20 protein-coding genes are annotated in these 21,397 nt (G+C 68.0%); 10 read left to right on the plus strand and 10 right to left on the minus strand.

Going from position 1 to position 21,397, the window contains the following annotated elements; translation table 11 throughout:
* Nucleotides 1-11 precede the first annotated feature (11 nt).
* The gene (locus tag BLW43_RS13395; RefSeq protein WP_093254203.1) at nucleotides 12-911 is read left to right on the plus strand and encodes a hypothetical protein; all 900 of its coding nucleotides are present in this window, start codon (nucleotides 12-14) and stop codon (nucleotides 909-911) included.
* 134 nt (nucleotides 912-1,045) lie between these two features.
* Nucleotides 1,046-2,476, plus strand: coding sequence for an undecaprenyl-phosphate glucose phosphotransferase (locus BLW43_RS13400; RefSeq protein WP_175478897.1), 1,431 nt, complete (start codon nucleotides 1,046-1,048; stop codon nucleotides 2,474-2,476).
* Here BLW43_RS13400 and BLW43_RS13405 read toward each other — a convergent pair.
* Entirely contained in the window at nucleotides 2,470-3,336 is an 867-nt protein-coding gene (locus tag BLW43_RS13405; RefSeq protein ID WP_093254206.1) for a glycosyltransferase family 2 protein, read from the minus strand. The genes BLW43_RS13400 and BLW43_RS13405 overlap by 7 nt on opposite strands.
* A 207-nt stretch (nucleotides 3,337-3,543) precedes the next feature.
* Here BLW43_RS13405 and BLW43_RS13410 point away from each other — a divergent pair, with 207 nt between their 5' ends.
* From BLW43_RS13410 to BLW43_RS13425, 4 genes are all read left to right on the plus strand, one after another.
* Nucleotides 3,544-4,917, plus strand: coding sequence for an O-antigen ligase family protein (locus tag BLW43_RS13410; protein WP_093254207.1), 1,374 nt, complete (start codon nucleotides 3,544-3,546; stop codon nucleotides 4,915-4,917).
* Entirely contained in the window at nucleotides 4,914-6,323 is a 1,410-nt protein-coding gene (locus tag BLW43_RS13415) for an oligosaccharide flippase family protein (protein WP_093254208.1), read from the plus strand. The genes BLW43_RS13410 and BLW43_RS13415 overlap by 4 nt, the downstream gene beginning before the upstream one ends.
* A gap of 94 nt (nucleotides 6,324-6,417) precedes the next feature.
* Nucleotides 6,418-7,749, plus strand: a complete 1,332-nt coding sequence (locus BLW43_RS13420; protein ID WP_093254316.1) for a UDP-glucose dehydrogenase family protein — start codon at nucleotides 6,418-6,420, stop codon at nucleotides 7,747-7,749.
* Nucleotides 7,750-8,038: 289 nt separating this feature from the next.
* Nucleotides 8,039-8,665, plus strand: a complete 627-nt coding sequence (locus tag BLW43_RS13425) for a VPLPA-CTERM sorting domain-containing protein (RefSeq protein ID WP_093254210.1) — start codon at nucleotides 8,039-8,041, stop codon at nucleotides 8,663-8,665.
* Nucleotides 8,666-8,764: 99 nt separating this feature from the next.
* Here BLW43_RS13425 and BLW43_RS23580 read toward each other — a convergent pair whose 3' ends face one another.
* The 3 genes from BLW43_RS23580 to BLW43_RS13435 all read right to left on the minus strand — a co-directional run bounded on the left by BLW43_RS23580 (nucleotide 8,765) and on the right by BLW43_RS13435 (nucleotide 10,837).
* The gene (locus BLW43_RS23580) at nucleotides 8,765-9,427 is read right to left on the minus strand and encodes a VPLPA-CTERM sorting domain-containing protein (RefSeq protein WP_175478898.1); all 663 of its coding nucleotides are present in this window, start codon (nucleotides 9,425-9,427) and stop codon (nucleotides 8,765-8,767) included.
* Nucleotides 9,428-9,612: 185 nt separating this feature from the next.
* The gene (locus tag BLW43_RS23585) at nucleotides 9,613-9,774 is read right to left on the minus strand and encodes a hypothetical protein (protein WP_175478899.1); all 162 of its coding nucleotides are present in this window, start codon (nucleotides 9,772-9,774) and stop codon (nucleotides 9,613-9,615) included.
* Between the two features lie 166 nt (nucleotides 9,775-9,940).
* Entirely contained in the window at nucleotides 9,941-10,837 is an 897-nt protein-coding gene (locus BLW43_RS13435) for a hypothetical protein (protein WP_093254214.1), read from the minus strand.
* A 164-nt stretch (nucleotides 10,838-11,001) separates the two neighbouring features.
* Between BLW43_RS13435 and BLW43_RS13440 the strand changes: the two genes are divergently transcribed.
* From BLW43_RS13440 to cysQ, 3 genes are read left to right on the plus strand one after another with little or no spacing between them, the layout of a single operon-like run.
* Nucleotides 11,002-12,717 carry a bifunctional sulfate adenylyltransferase/adenylylsulfate kinase gene (locus BLW43_RS13440; RefSeq protein WP_093254215.1) on the plus strand — a complete coding sequence of 572 codons (1,716 nt, stop codon included), beginning with the start codon at nucleotides 11,002-11,004 and terminating at the stop codon, nucleotides 12,715-12,717.
* 51 nt (nucleotides 12,718-12,768) lie between these two features.
* On the plus strand, nucleotides 12,769-12,918 hold the full coding sequence (locus tag BLW43_RS23590; protein WP_175478900.1) for a hypothetical protein: 150 nt from the start codon (nucleotides 12,769-12,771) through the stop codon (nucleotides 12,916-12,918).
* On the plus strand, nucleotides 12,918-13,745 hold the full coding sequence (gene cysQ, locus BLW43_RS13445; RefSeq protein WP_093254216.1) for a 3'(2'),5'-bisphosphate nucleotidase CysQ: 828 nt from the start codon (nucleotides 12,918-12,920) through the stop codon (nucleotides 13,743-13,745). Before BLW43_RS23590 ends, cysQ begins: the two co-directional genes overlap by 1 nt.
* A gap of 128 nt (nucleotides 13,746-13,873) precedes the next feature.
* Here the strand turns inward: cysQ and BLW43_RS22945 are convergent, their stop codons facing one another.
* Nucleotides 13,874-14,716 (minus strand): hypothetical protein, encoded by an 843-nt coding sequence (locus tag BLW43_RS22945; protein WP_139284059.1) that lies wholly within the window; start codon nucleotides 14,714-14,716, stop codon nucleotides 13,874-13,876.
* Between the two features lie 356 nt (nucleotides 14,717-15,072).
* On the opposite strand from BLW43_RS22945, the gene BLW43_RS13450 reads away from it, so the two are divergent.
* Nucleotides 15,073-16,152: a Gfo/Idh/MocA family protein gene (locus tag BLW43_RS13450; RefSeq protein WP_175478901.1), complete on the plus strand. Its 1,080-nt coding sequence runs from the start codon at nucleotides 15,073-15,075 to the stop codon at nucleotides 16,150-16,152.
* Here BLW43_RS13450 and BLW43_RS13455 read toward each other — a convergent pair.
* The 5 genes from BLW43_RS13455 to BLW43_RS13475 form a co-directional block, all read right to left on the minus strand.
* Entirely contained in the window at nucleotides 16,137-17,246 is a 1,110-nt protein-coding gene (locus tag BLW43_RS13455; protein ID WP_093254219.1) for a hypothetical protein, read from the minus strand. The two genes, BLW43_RS13450 and BLW43_RS13455, sit on opposite strands and share 16 nt — an antisense overlap.
* A gap of 7 nt (nucleotides 17,247-17,253) precedes the next feature.
* Nucleotides 17,254-17,838: a polysaccharide biosynthesis/export family protein gene (locus tag BLW43_RS13460; RefSeq protein ID WP_175478902.1), complete on the minus strand. Its 585-nt coding sequence runs from the start codon at nucleotides 17,836-17,838 to the stop codon at nucleotides 17,254-17,256.
* A 111-nt stretch (nucleotides 17,839-17,949) separates the two neighbouring features.
* Nucleotides 17,950-18,783 (minus strand): CpsD/CapB family tyrosine-protein kinase, encoded by an 834-nt coding sequence (locus BLW43_RS13465; RefSeq protein WP_093254221.1) that lies wholly within the window; start codon nucleotides 18,781-18,783, stop codon nucleotides 17,950-17,952.
* A 58-nt stretch (nucleotides 18,784-18,841) separates the two neighbouring features.
* Nucleotides 18,842-20,449: a GumC family protein gene (locus BLW43_RS13470; protein WP_093254222.1), complete on the minus strand. Its 1,608-nt coding sequence runs from the start codon at nucleotides 20,447-20,449 to the stop codon at nucleotides 18,842-18,844.
* An 18-nt stretch (nucleotides 20,450-20,467) separates the two neighbouring features.
* Nucleotides 20,468-21,331 (minus strand): ExeA family protein, encoded by an 864-nt coding sequence (locus BLW43_RS13475; protein WP_093254223.1) that lies wholly within the window; start codon nucleotides 21,329-21,331, stop codon nucleotides 20,468-20,470.
* Nucleotides 21,332-21,397: the final 66 nt, after the last annotated feature.

The raw sequence follows: 21,397 nt of genomic DNA on the forward strand, positions 1-21,397 counted from the left end.
GGCGCTACGCTGTGCTCCATGGCGCGCGGGACCGGCGGCTGGCGCGGGCGGCGGCGGAGGCTCAGCGCGAAGCCGACGCCGCGCTGGAGGCGCTGCCGCCGCTGCCCGCGGCTGGCGACGGTCCGGAAGCCCACATCATGTGCGGCGAGCGCCAGTTCGTCATGGGCGCATGGTCCAGCTACAGCCTGCTGCGCTTCATACCCGAGGCGCGGCTTGTCGTGCATACGGACGGCTCGCTGACGGAGCAGACGCTGGCGCGCTGGCGCCGGATCGCGCCGGGCATGCGCGTGGTCTCCCGCGAGGAGGGTCTGGCCGCGATGCGGCGCAGGCTCAGGCCGTTCCCCCGCATTCTCGACTGGTGCGAGCGCTACCATTTCGGCATCAAGCTCGGCGGCACCCACTCGATCGCCGAGGCGCAGCGGGTGCTGGAGTTCGACAGCGACACGCTCGCCCTGCGCGAGCCTCGGGCGCTCCTGGACGCGCTGCGCGACTCCAGCGTGCCGCTGACCTGGAACGCCGACATCGCGTACTGCTACGCCTATCCCGAAGCGACGCTGCGCGACGCGCTCGGCGACATGCTGGGGCCGTTGCCGTGGCGACTCAACGGCGGGCTCATGGCCGGCAGGCGCCTCGATGACGCCGACTGGGCGCTGCTCGACGCTGCTCTGGGCCGGTTCGGGGAGCGCGCCGGCATCGATCCGATGCGTTTCTGGATGCACCAGACCCTCATTGCGGTGCTGGCCTCCCACATGGGCGACAAGGCCCGCCCCCTGCCCAGGGAGTACGACATCCATGACGGTCCGACACGGCCCGACGCGTCGATGCGCCACTATGTCGGTCATCCGGGGATTCGGCCGCGGTTCTTCATCGAGGGCGTGCCGTTCGTGCGCGACGCCGTCGAGCCGATGTGAGCCGTCATGACGTGGAGAAGCTTTCGGTTCCCACACGTTAGCCGGCGTGTCATAACCATGCGAGCGGACGGTCCACGCAAATCGGTAATGGACGACTGGCGGTCAGTGAACTCATGAACAGTCGTCAGAGACCCATGCTCCCCGTCGCCGCGCGTCGCGGCTATCCTTTGCCGCCCTCTGTGCTGCCGGAGGCCATACTCGCCGTCGACGTGCTGGCGCTGACGTTGTCGGCTGCGGCGGTGCTGTTCGTGTTCAGAGAACCGCCCGAGAACGCGCTCATGCTCGTGTTCTTCTTCTATCTGCCGTTCTATGTCGCGCTGGCGAGCTGGAGCCGGATGCACAGCATCACGAGCGTCATCTCGCCGATGTCCCGCTCAGACGACGTGATCATCGCCAACGCCTCGGTCTGCCTGATGCTGCTGAGCTTCCTGATGGCGTTCGGCGACAGCAACAAGCAGAACACGGTGCAGTTCGCGGCGGCCCTGTCGGCTTGCGCCGCCACGACGATGATCGCGCTGCGCTTCGCCGCCCGCGCCGTGATACTCGACCTGTCGCGCCGCGCCGTGATCGGTCAGAACGTCATCGTCGCGGGAACCGGCGACCAGCTGCGCCGCTTCGTGGCGAGACTCGATCAGTCACGCCCCATCTTCGTGAACATCTGCGGCATCTACGAGTTCGCGGTCGACGGCCATGACGCGGGGCCCGGCGAACACCCCGCCGAACACCCCGCCGTGCGCGACGCCGCCGAACTCATCGCGATAGCCCGCGCCGACGCTGTCGACGACATCATTCTGGCGATGCCGTGGAATGCGGGGGCCGAGCTGGCGCATCTCGTCGCGCAGCTGAAAGAGCTTCCGATCAGCGTGCATCTCAGCACCGACCTGGTCGGGTACGAGCTTTCCTTCCGCCCCATCGTCGGCACGCTGGCCCAGTTGCCGGCGTTCGAGGTCGCGCAACGGCCGATCTCGGGATGGAGCTTCGTGATGAAGCGGATGCTCGATTACACGCTGTCTGCCGCGGCGCTGGTTGCGCTGTCGCCCCTGATGCTGCTCGTGGCGCTCGCGATCAAGATCGACACTCCGGGTCCGGTGTTCTTCAAGCAGTCGAGGCTCGGATTCAACAACGAAACCTTTTCCATCTACAAGTTTCGCTCCATGCATCACAAGCCTGTCTCCGAGGCGGTGATCCGACAGGCGAGCAAGGGGGATCCGCGGGTGACGCGGGTGGGACGGATCATCCGGACCACCAGCATCGACGAGCTGCCGCAGCTGTTCAATGTGCTGAACGGCTCGATGTCGCTTGTCGGCCCACGCCCCCACGCCCTGTCGCACAACGAGGAGTACGGCGCGCAGATCCGTGGCTACTTCGTCCGGCATCGCGTCCGGCCCGGCATCACGGGCTGGGCGCAGGTCAAGGGCCTGCGCGGCGAGACCGAGACCCTGAGCAAGATGGAGGCCCGGGTCGCCCATGACGTCTACTACACGGAGAACTGGTCGCTTCTCTTCGATCTGAAGATCCTGATCATGACGGTGGCCATCGTTCTGTTCCAGCGAACGGCCTATTGAACGGCGCCGGCCGCGAGCCGCAGCATGCTCCAGGCTCGAAACAGCCGGATGCGCGTCATCGCCGCCAGAGCGCGCAGCCGTTCGCCGGGCGTGGCCAGCTTCGGGCTGAAAAGAACCCGCGGCGCGTGAAGCAGCGGCGATGCCGCGACGGCCAGCGCCCGCAGCGCCCAGCGCAACCTGGGCGCGCGCCCTGTCATGGCCAGGCGGAACAGCTCACGCTCGGTGCGGCGCGTCTTGCGCAGCAGCGCCGTGAAATCGCTGCGCGTCGGGTGCGCCACCCGAACCGCGTCGTCGTAGACAAGCCGGAAACCCTGTCCGACGGCGCGCCAGCACCAGTCGATGTCCTCCGAGACGTCCGGCGCGAAGGGGCCGACGGCGCCGAACACGGCGCGGCTGGTCAGCATGTTGGCGGTGACGGAAAACTTCTTCTTTTCGACATAGGTCTTCTGGTCGAAGGCGAACAGGGTGTCGAACGCCTCGGCGCCGCTGCGCGGCGGCGGCGTCTCGTCGAACACGTCGACCCGCCCGCCGACGACGTCCGCCCCGGGCCGGGCCATGGCGCGGCGCGCGGCGATGATCCAGTCGGCGGCCGGCACGCAGTCAGCGTCCAGAAAGAGCAGCAGCGGCGACTCCGTCTCGGCCACGCCGCGGTTGCGCGCGGCGGCGGCGCCGGGGCTGTTTTCGGTGACGAAGCGGATCTCCGGAAAGGCGGCGGCGACGGCGCCCATGTCCTCGCTCGAGGCGTTGTCGACGACGATGCGCTCGATCGCATCGTAACCCTCGCAGCCGCGCAGCGCCTCCAGGCACCGCCGCAGCCGCGCGACGTCGTTGTAATGTGGAATAATCACAGCCGCGTTCATGGATTCACCGCCCCTTATGCAGCAAGTTGAGCGTTGTGGAAGACTCACGACGTCGGATCGATGGCCTACCAGCTTTCAGCCAAACGAACTACTGACGCGCCGCGCGAGCCCGTAGCCGCAGCGGTTCGCCGCGGCGCGGACAGGCGCGACCGGGCGGCTTTTCTGCACGAGCGGCGCGCGCAGGCGCGGGCGCGGGTCAATCGCCGCATGATCCTGACCATGATGGTCTGTCTCTGCACGCCGCTGATCTTCTACATCGGTCCGATGCAGCTGACGCCCTATCGCCTGCTGCTGCTGCTCGCCTTCCTGCCGATGGTCGCCGCGCTGCTGACCGGGCGCGCCGGACGCCTTGTCCTGCCCGACCTGCTGATGGTGGTCTATGCGTGCTGGGCCGCCGGCGCGCTGCTGGCGGTGGACGGTCTGCAGCGGCTCGAGTTCTCCGGCATGTTCATCGTGGAGACGCTCGGAGCCTATCTGTTCGCACGGGTCTATGTCAGCGACCGGGAGTCCTTCGTCTATTTCGCCAGGGTCCTCTTCGGCGCCGTGGCCTTCCTGCTGCCGATCGCGCTGGTCGAGGCGACGACGAATGTCATGATCCTCAATCGCCTGGCCGACATCGTCGGCGGCACGATCGCGGACATCAACCAGGAGAGGCGGCTTGGACTGGAGCGCGTCCAGGGCCCCTTCAACCACTCGATCCTGTTCGGGGTCTTCTGTTCGTCAGCCTTCGCGCTCGCCTACTATCCGCTGCGCGAGGACGTCAGGAACATGTTCGCGGGCGTTTGGCGGCTGGTCCTGGTGGCGGTGGCGGTGTTCCTGTCGCTGTCGACCGGCGCCTACCTCGCGGTGGTGCTGCAGGGCGCGCTGATCGGCTGGGACCAGATGCTGCAGGGCTGGCGCAGGCGATGGCTGCTGCTGGGTGGGCTTGTCGCCGGATTCTACGGCTTCGTCTCGCTGGCGTCGAACCGGACGCCGGTCGAGGTCTTCATCACCTACTTCACCTTCAACGCCGGCAACGCCTGGAACCGCATCCACATCTGGAACTACGCGAGCGCCGACGTGGCCCGCCACTGGCTCTTCGGCATCGGCCAGCGGGGGGACTGGGAGCGGCCGCACTGGATGCCGAGCAGCGTGGACCATTTCTGGCTCGCGACCGCCCTGCGCCACGGCCTGGTGGCCATTCTGCTGCTGATCTCCGCCTATCTGGCGCTGCTGGTGATGGTCGGCCGCGCGCCCCTCGCGGATCGACGCGACCAGTTGTTGCGGCGCAGCGTGATGATGACGATCATCGGCGTGAGCCTGGCGCTCTGCACCGTCCATGTCTGGGGCGCCACCTACATCCTTTTCCTCATGCTGCTCGGGTCGGGATGCTGGCTGATCGCGAACCCTGACGTGCCGATGCTGGAGCGCGCCGGGGCGAAGGGCCTGCGTCGGAGCAGGCCCGGCCCTGCGACGTTTGCCCGCTCCGACGCGGTTGGCGGTTTGTCGTCTCCGCGGCGCTCTGCTACGGGATCGTCCCTGTCTGGCGCGGCCGGTCGCGACGACGCGGTGAGAGGCGAAGCGGGGCCGTCGGCGGTATGATCAAGAACGGGCTGTTCCTGACCGCCGGCAATTTCGCCGCCGGCGCAATGTCCTTCGCGCGCAACGTGGCGATCGCGCGTCTCGTGGGCGTCGAGGATTTCGGTGTCGCCAGCACCTTCGCGATGATCGTCGGCCTCGCGGACGCCCTGGGCTACACCGGCGTCGACCGGCTTCTCCTGCAGGCCAAGGACGGCGACAGCGCGCAGATCCAGCGTACGGTTCACCTCGCCAACATCAGCAAGGGCGTGGTGACGGCCGGTGTGCTGCTTCTGATGAGCGAGTATGTCGCCGCCTATTTCAGCGTTCCCGAGACCGCCTGGGCGTATCAGGTGCTTGCGATCGGCCTGCTCGCGCGCGGCTTCGGCAACGTCGACCGCTTCCGCTACCAGCGCGACATGCATTTTGGTCCCTCGATCGTGATGGAACTGGCGGCCGGGCTCGCCTCGCTGGTTTGCGCCGTCGCGCTGGGCGTTGTTCTGGGCGACTATCGAGCGATGCTCTATGCGCTGTTGCTCTACGATTTCGTCTTCGTGGCGATGTCGCACATCGTCGCCGAGCGGCCATACCGGGTAAGCTTCGACAGCGCGCCTCTTCGGCGCGTCCTGAAGTTCGGCTGGCCGCTGACCATCAATGCCGTCCTGCTCTACGCCGTAATGCAGGGCGACCGATTCATCATTGGCGGCGCTCTCGGCGTGGAGATGCTCGGTCTCTACAGTGCGGCGCTGCTTCTGGTGTCGTTCCCGACCAATCTGGTGAACAAGAGCCTGAACAGCTTCTTCCTGCCGCAGATCTCGCGCGTGCAGGAAGATTCCCGCCGCTACGCGATCTACTTCGAACTACTGATGCAGATGGCGCTGTTGACCACCTTCGTGATGTGCGCCGGCTATCAGATCGCCGGCCCGGCGGTGCTGATCACGATGTACGGGGAAAGCTTCGCGTCGGTCGCGTTCCTGTTCCTGCCGCTGGCGATGCTGCACGGCCTGCGCCTCATCCGCAGCGCGATCAACACGCAGGCGATCGCCCGCGCGCAGACGACCAACCCGCTGGTGGCCAACCTCGTGCGGGCGATGGCGCTGCCGGTCGCGTGGGTCGTGGTCGACAATGGCGGCGGTCTGGCCATGGTGACGCTGGTGGCCGTGGTCGCCGAGGCGATCGCCACGATGGTCGCGCTCAGCATGCTGACGCGGCGCTCCGAGCCCGGTCTCGGCGCCGGCGTCGAGCTGGTGTTCCTGACCCTCATGGGCGTCGCCGTTGTCGTGCTCAACGACATGGTTATGCATCACGGGCTGAGGCTTCCGTTCTGGAACGTCGCATTTCCCGCGCTTCTGGCGGCGACGGCGCTGCTGCTGGTGTGGCGGACGCCGCTGCTGCGGCGCTGGTTGCTCAGCGGCGGGCGCCAACTCTGAGACGACGCCGGCGACGAATGCGCTGGCGTCTCGCCGCGACAGCGGCTAAGCGGCAGGTGCCGCGAAAGACGGGCTTGGCAACAGCGGGTTGACGATGCGGATTGCAATGATCGGTACGGGCTATGTCGGCTTGGTGTCGGGCGTATGCTTCTCTGATTTCGGACATGACGTGGTCTGCGTCGATACGAACGATCAGAAGATCGCCATGCTGCGCGGCGGACAGTCGCCCATCTACGAGCCGGGGCTCGACGCGCTGATGGCGAAGAACGTCGAGGCCGGCCGGCTGTCCTTCTCGACGGATCTCGCCGCCTCGGTGAATGCGGTCGATGCTGTGTTCATCGCCGTCGGCACGCCAACGCGGCGCGGCGAGGGGCACGCCGACCTGACCTATGTCTACGCCGCCGCGCGGGAGATCGCGAAGGCGCTCAGCGGTCCGACCGTCGTCGTCGTGAAATCCACGGTCCCGGTCGGCACCAACCGCGAGGTGCTTCGGATCATGCGCGAAGTGCGCCCGGAGCTGGCGGTCGACGTCGCCTCGAACCCGGAGTTCCTGCGCGAAGGCGCTGCGATCGCGGATTTCATGCGGCCGGACCGCGTCGTTGTCGGCGCCGAGTCGCAGACTGCGCGGGATGTGATGCGCGCGCTCTATCGGCCCCTGTCGCTGCGCGAGGTGCCGATCATCTTCAGCTCGCTCGAATCGGCCGAGATCATCAAGTACGCGGCCAACGCTTTTCTCGCCACGAAGATCACCTTCATCAACGAGATCGCGGATCTCTGCGAGAAGGTCGGCGGCGACGTGCAGGACGTCGCGAAGGGCATCGGTCTGGACGGACGCATCGGGGGCAAGTTTCTGCACCCCGGGCCCGGTTACGGCGGATCGTGCTTCCCGAAGGACACGATCGCCCTCACCCGCACCGGCCAGCAGCACAACGTCCCGATCCGGATCGTGGAGACCGTCATCGCGGTCAACCAGGCCCGAAAGCTCGGCATGATCGACCGGATCGCCGCCATGCTCGACGGGGAACTCGTCAATCGCCGCGTCGCGGTTCTCGGCGTGACGTTCAAGCCCGATACTGACGACATGCGCGAGGCGCCGGCGCTGACGATCGTGCCGGCGCTCATCGGCGGCGGGGCTTCGGTCGCGGTATGCGATCCCCAGGGCAAGAAGGAAGGCGTCACGCTGCTGCCCGGCGTCGCGTGGTTCGACGACCCCTACGAGGCCGCCGCGGGCGCGGACGCCGTCGTGGTGCTGACGGAATGGAACATGTTCCGGGGCCTGGACCTCTCGAGGTTGCGCCAGGGAATGCGCGGAGACGCGCTGGTGGATCTGCGCAACATCTACCTCCCGGCGGATGCGGTGGCGGCGGGTCTGCGCTACGCCTCGATCGGCCGGGTTGCCGCGGCGGGCCATGCTCAGGCTTCCTGACGCCAGCTTCCTGACGCCGACCTTCTCGATCAGGCCAGCCGCCGGGGCCGCAAGCGGCCCCGGCGGCTGATCCTTGTCGCAAGACGCGATCCACCGGCCGCGTGAGCGCGGCTCGGTGGAAATCTCCCGAATCCTGCCTCCGCAGGGTTGTGCCGCGACGCAGCGCATACAACGCAGGCGCGAATAAACCTTTGATTGAATCAAATCTTCTGCTAGCAACCATTTAGTGAAGGTTGTCACGCGGGCGCGTTAACCTTTCTTGGTGTTCGATTAATGGAGGTGCTGTCACATGCGGATGGCCTACGGAGTTCTGGCGGGCTTTCTGGCTTCAGCCACTGCGGCTTCGGCTGCAACCATCGATTTCACCGACGCGTCGGTGTGGTCATCCGGCGCTTCGACCCAGACGGTGTTCGGGTCGACCGTGAGCCTTTCGGCGTCCGGCGGCGCGATCAACTTCACGCCCTTCGACGGTGGCGCGGCGGTGCCCGGCCTCGCGTCGATCAACGACGGCGTGGGCGTCAATGACGACGAAGTTTCGCCGCGTGAAACGCTGACGGTGATGTTCTCGGCGCCGCTGTTTCTGACGGCAGTGTCGTTCCTCGATCTCTTCATCGCTCCGGATGGCAGCGAGGAGGAGTTCGCGATCGGCTCTTCCGACGGCGCCATGCTGTTCACCGTGAGCGCCGTGCAGGACGCCGCCGCCGGCGAGCCTGGCTTCGCCACCTACGTCCTGCCGACCCCGACGGTGGTTTCGAGCATCACGTTCACCGTGGGCGGCACCAATGACGCCCAGGGCGTTCCGGACTTCGCGCTCGCCTCGCTCGACGTCGAGGCGGTTCCGCTGCCTGCCACGGCGTGGATGCTGCTCGCCGGCGTCGCTGGCATCGGCTATGTGTCGCGCCGTCGCTACGCCTGACTTTCGCCGTTCTCTGAAATGAAAGCCCTCAAGGCCGGTCAGGCCTTGAGGGTTATTTTTTTCAAGCCTTGATCGAAGTAAGGCTCGCAGTCAGCCTGATCAGGCGATGGCGCGGCGACGGCGCACGATGTAGCCGGCGCCGGCCAGGCCGGTGAGCAGCATCCAAGCGGCGGCGGGCAGCGGAACCGGCTCGACGTCGATGCCGGCGACCGCGTAGTCGGACTTGCCGAAGCCGTCGTTGCCGGCGCCGACCGTGAAGGTCAGCGAGCTGACGAGGCGACGGTCAATGGCGTGGAAGGCGTAGCCGCCATTGCCGGCGGCGCCTTCGTTGTCCTGCACGGCGAAGAGCTCGATCACGCCGCCGTCATCGAACGTGACGATCGCCGACTCGAGGTCGTCCGTGGTGGGGCTCTGGTAGAGATCGAGGAAGTGGAAGCCGGTCACGAAGAGCGGGCCGTCGAAGTTGACGGTGATGAACTCCGGCGGCGTCGACGGCGCGGTGAGCTCGTCGTCGCGGATGCCGAAGCCGTCGGTGACCTCGGCGAGGCCGCCGGTCTCGCCGGCGAAGCCGTCATAGTCCTGCACCGAGTTGATGCGGGCCTCGGGCTGCAGCGAGACGGTCGAACCGAACACCGAGGTGGTCGCGAAGCCGTCGGGCCACACGGTGCGATCGGTGAAGTCGATGGTGGCGGTGCTCGCCGCGTTGGCGACCACACCGAAGGTGAGCGCAATCGCGCTGCCCAGAATGGCGGACTTGATCATAGTGTATACACTCCTGCTGCGGTTTCCGTTAGCGGCGCTAGGTAACCACCGCTCTGGCTTCAGTGGTAAGACAAAATAAACGATTATCATATCAAAAATTTGATTGAAATGATAATTTGTTTTTCTACTTGCGGTTGTTTTTTGAGGTGAACGGGCGCCGGTTTGGCGCCGCTCAGAGCATCTGGTCAGAACAGAACGATGACGGCGAGCAGAGTGAGCGTAACCCCGGAAAGCGCAACTTTCGATAGTGGGAACGCCTCTTCTCGTGAAAACGCGTATTCTTCGGCGTCGTGCATCCTGGCGTAGTCTACGGAAAGCTCGCCACTGCGTTGCGTGAAAGCGCTCATTGCCCTGTTCCTTGCGTCTGAGGATCGCCGCCCTGGTGCGTGGAACGCCGCACCTAAGTAAAGAAACGAGCCAGCGGTTGTCCCTTGGCGAGTCCATTATTATAAAAAATGGTTAAGTTGAGCAAGAAATTATGAAATCAATCAGCGGTTGCGCAAGTGGGATGCCTCAGTAATCGAAGCGCAGCAGCTCGACGCCGTCGAGCTGCGCGATCGCGTCGATGTCGCGGGCGTAGAGTGCGCGAAGCCGCTTCCTTTCCGTTGTGTCGAACGGCGCGAACGGCTCGGCGCCGGGCGGCGAAGGCGCGTTGAAGAGCTCGGCGACGCGGGCATTGCGCTCACGTGGCGGCAGGGAGGCGTCGAGGCGCTCGGCCGCGGGGACGGCGTCGGCGTGGGGTGCGCGGGTGCGGACCGGCGGCGTCACGTCTTCGAGGTCGCTGACGTCTACGCCGCACAGTGCGGAGAGTATATGGCCCTGCGCGGATCGGTAGTCCTCGTAGCGCCAGACGCGGATCTTCACGGCGGGCGCTGCTCGGCGCAGGCGCTTGAGATGCGCGGCCCAGCTCGGCGGTCGCGTGCGTACGGCCTCGCGCACCGTGTCGAATCCGCCTGGAACGACGCGCTCCCGCAGTATCTGCACATAGACCGAAGGCAGCATCGTTTCCCAGTAGCGCAATGAGAGGAAGACCTCCAGCCGGGCTCCGTCTCCTTCCAGGGAGGCGAAGGCGCGCATCCGGAGCCAGGCGCGTGGATAGATCGGCGAGGCCAGCGCATCCGGCGATGGCCCGAGCCAGTTCTCTTCGGAGACGACGACGGTCTGCGGGCCAGCGCGCAGCGGCGCGAGCGCGGCGTGGATGTGACGACGCATGGGCGCGCCGGCCGCCCAGAGACGCCAGTGCCGCATGCGGAGGTCCGGGAGCTGGTTGAGCCGGTTCACTTCCATGGGCAGGTAGTCCACGCCGCGTTCCAGAAGGCGCATCCGGTTGTGCTCAAGCAGATCCTGAACATGGGTGGTCGCCGTCTTGTGGACGCCGAGGTGCATGCGCCAATCGCGCACAGGCTGCATCGCGCTTCCCCTGCCTCCTCCGCAGACGTCCGTTAGTGGCGTCGGGCGCGGCCTGCAAGTCGCAGCTTCAGCGCAGAGTCGCCATTAACGACTTGTCAGCGTTGCATTGTGCTTTTTTGCCGGGCAGAGGTGTGGCGCACGCCCGCAGCGCCAACGGAGACCTCATGTCCGACGTTCTGTCCAACACCGATCCGATCGCTGAGCTCTTCGTCTCGCCCGAAAGCGCCGTCAAGATGAAGCGCGAGGCGGCCGATCTGGTCGGGTGGGATCTCACGCCCCGCCAGCTCTGCGATCTGGAGCTGTTGATGAACGGCGGCTTCAACCCGCTGCGCGGCTTTCTGGGGCAGGCGGACTATGACGGCGTGCTGGAGCGGATGCGCCTGGCCAGCGGCCGGCTCTGGCCGATCCCCGTGACGCTCGACGTCCCGGCGGCCTTCGCGGAGCGGATCGAGATCGGGCAGGACGTCGCCCTGCGCGACCCCGAGGGCGTGCCGCTCGCCATCCTCTCGGTCAGCGACAAGTGGACCCCCGACAAGGCGCGCGAGGCGGCGGCGGTGTTCGGCGCCGACGACCGCGCCCACCCGGCGGTCTCCTACCTGCATGATCGGGCGGGGGAGGTCTATCTCGGCGGGCCGGTGACAGGGATCGCGGCGCCGACGCATTACGACTATCGCGCCCGGCGCGACACGCCCAACGAGCTGCGGGCGCTGTTCCGCAAGCTCGGCTGGCGCAAGATCGTGGCGTTCCAGACGCGCAATCCGCTGCATCGCGCCCACCAGGAGCTGACCTTCCGCGCCGCGCGCGAGGCCCAGGCGAACCTGCTGATCCATCCCGTGGTCGGGCTGACGAAGCCGGGCGACATCGACCACTTCACCCGCGTGCGCTGCTACGAGGCCGTGCTCGACAAGTATCCCGCCTCGACCACGCACCTGTCGCTGCTCAACCTCGCAATGCGCATGGCCGGCCCGCGCGAGGCCGTGTGGCACGGGCTGATCCGCAAGAACCACGGCGTGACGCACTTCATCGTCGGCCGCGACCACGCCGGGCCCGGCAAGAACAGTCAGGGAGAGGACTTCTACGGTCCCTACGACGCCCAGGATCTGTTCGCCGAGCACCAGGCCGAGATCGGCGTCGAGATGGTGCCGTTCAAGCAGATGGTCTACGTCGATGAGCGCGCGCAGTATTTCCCCTCCGACGAGGTGGAGAAGGGGCTGACCGTGCTCAGCATCTCCGGCACCGAGCTGCGCCGCCGCCTGCGCGAGGGGCTGGAGATACCCGACTGGTTCTCCTACCCGGAGGTGGTCGCCGAGCTGCGCCGGACCTCGCCGCCGCGCGCCAGGCAGGGCTTCACCGTGTTCTTCACGGGCCTCAGCGGCTCCGGCAAGTCGACCATCGCCAACGCGCTCATGGTGAAGCTGATGGAGCTGGGCGGACGCCCGGTCACGCTGCTCGACGGCGACGTGGTCCGCAAGCACCTGTCCTCGGAGCTCGGCTTCTCCAAGGAGCACCGCGACATCAACATCCGCCGCATCGGCTATGTCGCCTCCGAGATCACCAAGAACGGCGGCATCGCGATCTGCGCGCCCATCGCGCCCTACGCCGCCACCCGCGCCGGCGTGCGCGAGATGGTCGAGGCCTTCGGCGCCTTCGTCGAGGTGCATGTCGCGACGCCGCTGGAGGAATGCGAGCGGCGCGACCGCAAGGGCCTCTACAAGCTCGCCCGCGAAGGCAAGATCAAGGAGTTCACCGGCATCTCGGACCCCTACGAGGAGCCGGGGGCCCCCGAGCTGCGGGTGGAGACCGTCAGCGTGACGCCCGACGACTGCGCCCAGGAGGTGATGCTCAAGCTCGAGCAGCTCGGCCTCATCGGCGTGGCCTGACCGCGCGGCGACGTTCGCCGCAAGCCGGACCGAACTGCGAGAGGATGCGCCATGATCTCCCACCACCGCCATCGCGACATCGGTCCGGCATGCCCGGCCGACCCCGGCCCGCGCGACCATTGCGACGGCGCGGCGGCTCTCGGCTGTCGCTTCGACGCGGACGAAGCAGCCTGGCGGCCCGATCCGGTCGGGGCCGCCTGATGCGCGACGCCGCCATGGCCGCGGTCCTGCGGCGGCTGGCCGTCGCCGCCGGCGCGGAGATCCTGCGCGTGCGCGCCGGCGCGCGCCTCGAGACGCGGGAGAAGGACGACCGCAGCCCGGTGACGGCGGCCGATCTCGCCGCCGACCGCGTCATCCGCGCCGGGCTCGCCGAGGCCTACCCCGACATCCCCGTGGTGAGCGAGGAGAGCGACGAGGCGCGCGACATCGCCGGGGACCGGCCGTTCTTCCTCGTGGACCCGCTCGACGGCACCAGGGAGTTCCTGAAGGGCTCCGACCAGTTCACCGTCAACATCGCCCTGATCGAGGGCGGGGCGCCGGCGGCCGGCGTGGTCGCCGCGCCCGCGGCGGCGCGGCTCTACGCCACCGCGCCGGGCGGCGGGGCCGTGGCCGAGACCGGCGCCGTCGACCCCGACGCGCCGGGAGATGTCCGTCCGATCGCCTCGAAGGTGGCCGACCCGACGGCGCTGCGCGCGGTCGCCTCCGCCTCGCATCGCGACGCCGAGACCGACGCGTGGCTGGCGCGGCATCCCGTGGCGCGGACCGTCGCGGCCGGTTCCTCGCTCAAGTTCTGCCTGATCGCCGCGGGGGAGGCCGACGTCTATCCCCGCTTCGGCCCGACGATGCAGTGGGACACCGCGGCCGGCCATGCGGTTCTGGCCGCGGCGGGCGGCGCGACGCTGCGGCTCGACCGCGCCGGCGCGCCGCTGCGCTACGGCCGCGGCGCCGGCGCCGACGCGGACTGGCTCAACCCCGGCTTCGTCGCCTCGGCGGCGGGCTTTGTCGTCGGAACCGACCGGGAAGCCTGAAGACGTTCAAGAAGGGCGGTCACGGGGATCGGACCGGCGGCGCGTCTGACGGCCCGTGACTGGGACGCTCGCGCCTTCCGGCGATTGCCCTCGGGCCGCCAAGTCGGCGCGGTCCGGCGCGAGCGGCTTCACGCGACGCGGCGGCGGACCCGGCCTACGAGCGTTAGCGCCGCCGCCGCCGTGGCGAGACCGACCATGCCGCCGGGTAGCGGGATGGGGGCGACGAGGGCGGGTGAAACGCGAATGTTAATTTGAGATAAATTTGAAAAATCATTACCATCTGACCCAACTTGCACACCATTTATATAAAAACTAGAGTTATACAGGCCAGCTCTGTCCCAGTAGGTTCCAATAAATCCAATATTGTCAAGTAATATAGAAAACTTTATAGAATCGTCAATCTTGGTATAATCCAGCAAAACACCAGGGACGCCATGCAAGTATTCATTTAGGCTGCTTGCTAAAAAAAACTTTTCAAAACGGACAATGGAATCGCCATTCAAAGTGTAGTCGACAGAGCTTGCTCCGGTGCGTTCATTAGCGTAAAATTCACCGAGTGGAGGAAAAAAGGCTACAGAACTTACAGATTTGAAATTATAGTCCCGCACTTCTTCATCAAAGCCACCCTCGTCGGCATAGTAAAATTGACAGCCTGTTCCAAAAAAACCATAATCACATATAGACCTTGCGCTCGCCGTGACAGGTCCATCAAAATCAATAATCGAAAATGTAGGCGACGTATCAAATTCGAATGAAACAGTATCGCCTACGCGAACATCATAATTGTTGCCTGAAGATGGCGGAAGCGTCGAATCCTCACGCTCCAGCCCGAAAACACCGTGAACGAAGCGATAGTGAGCGGCTTGCGCGCCGTTCATCGTCCAGAGCGCAAGGACGGTGGCGATCACCATGAATCTGCACAACATCAGCGGCCCCATAAAATCAAAATGATCATTGTCAATCATCATCATGAAATTCATCGGTTGTCAACCGTGACGAAGCGGAGGGTCGGCGGCGCGCCGCTGCGCGGATCCTCGTCGCGGGCGCGCCGCCTCGCCCTCCCCGCTTCGCGACGTGTTTGCCGCGACACCGGCGCCGCAGTCTCGAACCTGCGCCGGGGATGCCCGCCCGGGACCGGCCGGCGCGCGCGCCGTGTCGCCTTACGTGGCCGCGGGAGTTGCGCCGCGCCGCTCCAGACGCGATGAAAGGGCGCGCGACGCCCGCGCCGGGGGGCTGGGCGGCAGGCGGCGCCGATGCAGGCCGGCTCAACCCCGGCTTCGCGGCCGGGACCGGGCGGGAAGTCCGAACACGTTCGAGAGGGGCGGTCATGGCGTTCAGGTGGGCGATCCTCGGGACCGGGCCGGTGGCCCGGAAATTCGCGCTGGGGCTGCGCGCGGCGCAGGACGCCGCGGCCGTGGTGGTCGCCTCGCGCGACCCCGCCAGGGCGCGCGCCTTCGCCGCGTCGCTCGGCGTCGCGCGCGCCGTCGACAGCTACGAGGAGGCGGTCGAGGCCGAGGTCGACGCCGTCTACGTCGCCACGCCGGTCCACCTGCGGCGCGCCCACGCGGCGCTGTGCCTGGCGCGCGGCCGCCCCGCGCTGCTGGAAAAACCCTTCGCCGGCGCGGCCGCCGAGGCCGAGGCGATCGCGACGGCGGCGCGGGAGGCGGGCGTGTTCTGCATGGAGGGGATGTGGACGCGCTTCACGCCGCTGGCGCGCCGGCTTGCGGCCCTGCGCGAGGAGGGCGCGCTCGGCGCGGTGCGGCTTGTCGAGGGGGCGTTCTGCGTTGCCGAGCGGCCCGACCCCGCCGGCTCGCTGTTTCGCGCGCAGGACGGCGGCGCGCTGCTGCACCGGGGCGTCTATCCGCTGTCGCTGGCGAGCATGCTGATGGGGCCGCCGGTCTCGGCGACCGCGACGGCGACGCTGGGCGAGACCGGCGTCGACGAGGACTGCGCCGTTCTCGCCCGCCACGCGAACGGCGGGATCTCGGTCTCGCGCGCCAGTCTGCGCGTGGACGCGCCGCTGGAGCTGCTGGCGGCCGGCGAGCGCGCCACGGCGCGGGTGTCGGCGCCGCTCTATCGGCCCAGCCGGATGCGGATCGCGAAGACGGCGCCGCGCAGGGGGATGGGGGGCGGCGGCGGGCGGCTCGAGAAGCTGCGCGAAAGCGGCCTCGCGCAGGGCCTCCTGCAGCGGCTCGCCGCGCTGCGGCCCGAGCGGGGCGCGACCGTCTTCGCGCCCTTCGCCGGCAACGGTTACGGCCATCAGGCCGACGAGGTCCGCCGCTGCGTCGAGGCCGGGCTGACCGAAAGCCCCGTGATGCCGCTCGCCGAGAGCGTCGCGATCATCGCCGCCATGGATCAGGCCCGGGCCGCCTGGGGCGGCGGGCGGGACGATCACTCGAAGCGGTAGGACAGCTGCAGGAACACCGCGTTGGACAGGATGTCCTCGTCCTCCTCGCGCGAGGCGCGGAAGGTGTAGCCGAGCCGCGTCGACCAGTCCGCCGTCAGCGCGTAGCGGAACGACGGCGTGAGCGAGAGGGTCTGACGGTCTTCCGCGTCGCCGCCGAACACCGAGGAGCGCACCGTGGCGCGCCCGGCCAGCGACAGCGAGGCGCGCTGGGTCAGCTCGCGGTTGACGGCCACGCCGAGCGCGGAGACCGTCGCCACCTCGCCGTCCGAGCCCTGGTCGACGTCCTGGGAGAGCGACGCCTCCACCGACCCGCGTTCGCCGGCGTAGGAGAAGGTGAGGCCGCCGACGACGCCGGGCGTCACGTCTTCGCCGTCGCCGCTGGTGAGCGATGCGCCGAGATTGCCGCCCAGGACGATCCGCTCCGTCGCGAGGTGGTCGAAGCCGAAGCGCAGCGAGAGCGACTGGCTCGCGCCGCTGTCGTCGGACTCGAACAGCCGCGCGCCGAGGGAACTGGTCAGCGTCGTCGCCTGCGTCGCGGCCCGGCGCAGCCCCAGATCGGCCCCGAAGGTCGTGTTGTTCGAAAGGTTGACCGTGTCCTCGGTGAAGATGCGGCCCCGCGCGAGCAGCCCGGCGGTCAGGCTATGCCGCGGATCGAGCAGCAGGCTGCCGTTCACCGCGCCGGAGACGTCGACCTGAAGCGCGTTCGCGCTGGTGGCGCCGCTGTCCTCGAACTGCGCGTCGCGCACGAAGTCGGGCGTCACGTTGAGGGAGGCCGCCAGGGTTCCGCGCCGGCCTCGGATATCGGCGCTGCTGCTCAGCCGCGGCAGCAGGGTGGGATCCTCGTCGTCGCCGACGCTGACGAAGCCGCGCACGCCGGGGGCGAAGATCACGGAGCCGCGCGGCGTCTCGGCGGCGAAGGAGAGCCCCAGATCGGTCACGGAGAAGGCGGCCGCGTCGCCGCCGTCGGCCTCGCGGTCGGGATTGTCCTCCAAGGTGAGCCGCTCGGAGAAGAAGCCGCTCACGCGCCAGTCCGCCGCACCCGGCGACGAGAGGGCGGCGAACGCCGCCGCGAGGGCGATGGTGCGCCCGTCCACGCGCCCGCTACTCGAACAGGCCGCGTTCGGGAACCACGATCACGTCCCCGTCGAAAAGCTGGATGAGGTTGATCGGAACCGCGCCGTCCTCGAGCACTTCGTAGTCGAACAGCAGCGCCGACTGCGCGCCGTCGACGTCGCGCCGCACCTGGATGCGATCGGTCGCCGCGAACACGCCCAGTCCGCCGGAGAGGGCCAGCGCCTGCAGGACGTCGATCGGCAGGGCGACGTCGTAGCGGCCGGGCCGCGCCACCTGGCCGATGACGTAGATCGCCGCCAGCGTCTCCTCGGCCAGCCCCTGCTGCGCGAGCGCGACGGTGACGGTCGGCGGCTCGACGAACTGCGCGGCGAGAGCGCGCCGGATGTCGGCCTGCAGCGCCTCGGGCGTGCGGTCGGCCGCGGGCAGCGTGCCCGCAAGCGGCATGGAGATCCGCCCGTCCGGCCGCACCAGCAAGGTGGAGTTGAGGCCGGGATCCTCGAGCACCGTCACCGTGAGGCGGTCGCCGAGGGCGATGCGATAGCTTCCGGTCTGCGCGGATGCGGCGACGGCGAGCGCCGTCGCGAAAATCGCCGCTAGAATCGTGCGCACCATCGAACCTCTCTCACAGCCCACTTGAGGGTGAACGGCCACGGGCCTGACGTCCATGGAAAAATACATGCGTCCACCCTTCCGGTCCAGCATGCGTTTGGCCGGCCGGACGTCTCAGGCGTAACTGTTGTAGTAATCGCTCAGCTGCGCCTCCTCGGCGCGGTTGAGCAGGACGCCGAGCATCGGCAGCGTCTCGGGCAGCTGTCGCTCGCATTCGAGGATCTGTTCCGCCGTCGTGCGGCCGCCCTGCGCGACCATCAGCACGCCGTCGATGTTGGGCGCAAACGCGCTGACGTCGTCGCAGACGAGCATCGGCGGCATGTCGAACAGCGTCAGATCCGGCTTGAGCGCGGCGTCCGCGGCGGCCAGCGTCTCCGCCGTGCGGCGGCTCTGCAGAACCTCGGCGCTGTCGCGCACGGTGTGCTCGTTGAGCGCCAGCGCCATGTTGTCGCCCACCCGCACGAGATGCTCCTCGGTCGTCGTCGCGCCGGAGAGCCAGTCCTCAAGGCGCCGCCCTTTCCTGACGCCGAGCTTGGTCGAGAGGCTCGGCGCGCGCAGATCCATGTCCACGAGCAGCACGCTGCTGTCGGCGCGCCGCGCGAGGCTGAAGGCGAGGTTCAGCGACACGAAGGATTTGCCGCATCCCTTCGTCGGCGAGGTGACGCCGATGCGCCGCCTGGGGCTGTCCTTCAGCGCCCCGGTCAGCTTGGTTCGGAGCATGTCGAAAGCCATGTAGGCGGGGTTGTTGCGGTCCAGCGTGATGATCCGCTCCCTGTCGAGGCGGCCGTGGTCGATCTCAAGGCTCGGCAGCGCCAGCCAGCCGGCGGGGTCCGGTCGCGCCGGCGCGGCGGCGGGGCGACCGCCCGCCGACCCGCCCGCCGGCCTGCCTCCGGCGGCCTCACGCTCTCGCCGGGCGCGCTCGATCGCCTCTTTCAGCCTCTCGACCATGCCCTGAGTCCTCCCCCCGCGCCCGCCATCCGCGACCTGTCCCGAGGCCGCGGCGTCCTCAGATAATGCCCAGCAAAGTCATGATCCTGGTAAGCCCGCTGGCGTCCATCAGCTTCTCCGCCAGAAGCGGCAGGGGAAGATACAGCTGGTCGATCGCGTAGAGCGCCGCGGCGCCGCCGAGCAGCGTCGCCGCGGCGCCTCCGCGCCAGCGCCACCGCCGCAGCGTGGTTTCGCGCGCCGCCGAAACATAGGGAATCACCGCGATCGGCGCCATCTCCAGCCGCCGTTCGACATCGCGCGCCGTACGCAGGCTGCGGTTCAGCAGTTCGAAGAGCAGCATCAGGCCGACGCCGAGCGCGTTGCCGGCCACGAAGCCCGCCGCGGCGATCAGCGGCCGGTTGGGCGACACCGGCGCGTCGGGGGTCAGCGCCTGCTCGATCACCTCGAAGCGCTCCGCCTGGCGGTTGGCCTCCAGTCGCTCGCCGACTTCGGCCTCGCCGCGCTTCAGCACGGCCTGCTGATGCTGGAGCTCCAGAGTAAGGTACTGGCGCTGAAGGCTGTTCAGCTCGATCTCGACCGCTGGCGTCTTCTCGATCGAGTCGACCAGCTTGGCGCGGCGCGCCTCCTCGGTCTCTCTCTGGCGGTCGAGCAGCGTGATCTGCGCCTCGACGGCCTGGAGTTCGCGTTCGACGCCGCTCGCCGTGCGGTCCCTCTCCGCCTCGGCGTCGGCGACGCCCTGCTCCGCCGTCTGCGCCGCGTCGCCGGCTATCGAGACCTCCAGCGCGCGGATGCGCGCGGTGAGGGAGCGGATTGTCGGATGGGTCGCGGCGTAGAGGCTGGCCTGCTGGGCGAGGGCCGAGCGCAGCCGCTGCAACTCCTGCTCCTCGAGCGTGAGCGACCCCGAGCCGACCGAAACGGCGCCGTTCGCGATGGCGTTGACAAGGGCGCGGCGCCGCTCCTCGAGGGCGACGCGCTGCCGCTCGCGCTCGAAGGCGCGCAGGTCGAGGTTGGCGAGCTCGGTGCGGCGGAACTCGAGGCTGTCGGGCAGCGCGAACTCGTTGGCGTTCTTGAACGCCGCGATGCGCTCCTCCATGGCGGTCATCTCGCCGCTCAGCCGCTCGGCCTCGCGGGTGAAGAAGGTCAGCGTGCCCTGCGCCTGCTCGTTGCGCTGGCGGATGTTCTGCTCCAGCACCATCGAGACGAGCTCGTTGGCGATGCGCGAGGTCAGCTGCGGCCGGTCGGCGGTGAAGGTGATGCCGATGGTCGCGACCGACACCGGCCCGCGGCCGCGGTTCTCGGCGGCGAGCACCGTGCTGTTGATGTCGGTCGCCTCGCGCATCGCCGCCACGACGTCGGACGGCGACATCGTTTCGCGCCCTTCGAAGACGTTGAAGCGCTCGGCGAGGTCGAGCAGGTTGTCGCGCGCCATGAGACGCTGCTCGATGAGCTGGATGCGCTCCGACGGGTCGGACGTCACCGTAGACCGCGCCAGGTCGGAGGGGATCTGCTGCGATTCCACCAGGATCCGCGCCGTCGAGCGATAGGTCGCCGGCAGCGCCAGCGCCACCATGACGCTGAGCGTGGTGCACAGCCCCACCGCGGCGACGTACCAGTACCAGCGTCTGCGAATGACGCCGATCACGTCGTTGATCGTGATTCCCTCCATGCCGCGCTCCGTTACGCCTCAGCCGGTGCCCTTGACCAGCGTGGGCGTCTTATCCAGGGGTTTGAACTGGCTGTAGAGGCCGCGCTGATGGGCGCCGGCGAGGAACTCCCGCAGCAGCGTCTCGTCGATCACGCGCTGCTCGGTGGCGAAGCCGTATACGAGGCAGAGGTCGCACAGGCTGTTGACGATGCGCGGCACGCCGCGGCACGCCTCGTGCACGAGTTTGCAGGTGTGCGGAAGGAACACCCGCCACGCCGCGCCGGCGAGCTCCATGCGGTGATGGATGTAGGCCTCGACCTCCTCGGCGCTGAGCGGTTCGAGGTGGAAGTCGGCCGTGACCCGCTGTCGGAACTGCGTCAGCTCGGGGCGTTCGATCAGGTCGCGCAGCTGCGGCTGTCCCACGAGCACGAGCTGGAGCAGCTCGTCGCCCTCCGAGTTCATGTTCGACAGCATCCGAAGTTCTTCGAGCAGATCCACGCTCAGATTCTGCGCCTCGTCGAAGATCAGGACGACCCGGCGGCCCCTCGCGTAGGTGTCGACGACGATATCCTGGAACCGGCGAAAGAGCGTCACATAGCCGTCGTCGCCGGGGCGCTCGTCCAGCGCCATCAGCACCCACTGCAGCAGGTCGCCGCGGCCCGGCTGCATGTTGGAGACGAGGCCGAGTCGAACGTCCTCGCCCGCCTCCCGCAGCAACTGGCGGATGAGGGTGGTCTTGCCTGCGCCAATCTCGCCCGTCACGACCGTGATCGGCGCGCGCGACATCAGGCCGTAGCGCAGCATGGTGATGCCCATGGTGTGCGCTTCGGACCAGTACATGAAGCTCGGGTCGGGAAGGGTCGAGAACGGTCTGTGCCGCAGGCGATAGAACTCCTCGTACATTTCGCCACCCTCTCGCTCGAACGCGGTTCGCGCAGTTCGGGAACTGCGCGACACACAAACCCCTTG

The sequence above is a fragment of the Rubrimonas cliftonensis genome (assembly GCF_900107585.1).
Lineage (GTDB): Bacteria > Pseudomonadota > Alphaproteobacteria > Rhodobacterales > Rhodobacteraceae > Rubrimonas > Rubrimonas cliftonensis.